We start from the raw sequence: 255 nt of genomic DNA, 5'->3' as shown, positions 1-255 counted from the left end.
CAGTTCGCGCACTTCCTGTGCCACCACGGCAAAGCCCTTGCCGGCTTCACCGGCGCGCGCGGCTTCCACACCGGCATTCAGCGCCAGAAGGTTGGTCTGGAAGGCGATGTCGTCGATCACGCCAATGATGTTAGAAATCTGATCGGAGGATTGTTCGATGCCGCTCATCGCCGCAATCGCTTCTTCCACCACCCGGTCGCTGCGTGTCGTTTCCGAACTGACGGTGGTGACGCGCTTGGCGGCGTCCGCAGCCCC

At 62.7% G+C, this 255-nt stretch carries 1 protein-coding gene; it reads right to left on the bottom strand.

Annotated elements, in window-relative coordinates:
- On the bottom strand, positions 1–255 hold a 255-nt coding region (locus SB816_RS33315), incomplete at both ends, for a methyl-accepting chemotaxis protein (protein WP_410548418.1).

Origin of the sequence: Achromobacter sp. SIMBA_011 (assembly GCF_046535435.1) — a bacterium.
GTDB lineage: Bacteria > Pseudomonadota > Gammaproteobacteria > Burkholderiales > Burkholderiaceae_B > Achromobacter > Achromobacter dolens.
This window is presented reverse-complemented; position numbering and strand designations above follow the sequence as displayed.